The organism is Streptomyces sp. SID13726 (assembly GCF_010548375.1).
In the GTDB taxonomy this organism is placed as follows: Bacteria; Actinomycetota; Actinomycetes; order Streptomycetales; family Streptomycetaceae; genus Streptomyces.
The window spans coordinates 1-407 of the sequence record NZ_JAAGLY010000678.1 but is presented as its reverse complement, the minus strand read 5'-3'; the positions used below and the strand labels follow the sequence as shown (position 1 = coordinate 407).

The following is a 407-nucleotide window of genomic DNA, read 5'->3' as shown; positions in this document are numbered from 1 at the left end:
ACAGCACCTCCTCGCGCGTCGGGGTGGTGCCGCCGCGCTCGGGCTCGCTGCGGGGGACGGGGCTGACGGCGTCCTCCCAGTAGTCGGGGACGGGCAGCCCGGAGGGCAGGACGTTCTCGTCGGCCAGCTCGGCGACGGACACCGACGAGCGCGTGGCGAGCGGGTGCTTCCGCCCGACGGCGAGCACGATCGGCTCGGTGAAGGTCACCGGGCCGACCGCGAGGTCCTTCTCCTCGACGGGGAGCCACAGGAGCGCGACGTCGACCTCGCCGTCGCGCAGGAGGCGGAAGGGCTCGTCGAGGCGGACCTCGCGCATGCGCAGGTCGACGTGCGGGTTGCGGGCGCGGAACAGCGCCGTGACGGGGGCGATCTCCTGCCACAGGGGTCCCATGACGCCGAACGTCAGG

At 74.2% G+C, this 407-nt stretch carries 1 protein-coding gene; it reads right to left on the bottom strand.

Going from position 1 to position 407, the window contains the following annotated elements; genetic code table 11:
- On the bottom strand, nucleotides 1-391 hold a 391-nt coding region (locus tag G3I78_RS49745), incomplete at its 3' end, for a LysR substrate-binding domain-containing protein (protein ID WP_239158502.1).
- Nucleotides 392-407: the final 16 nt, after the last annotated feature.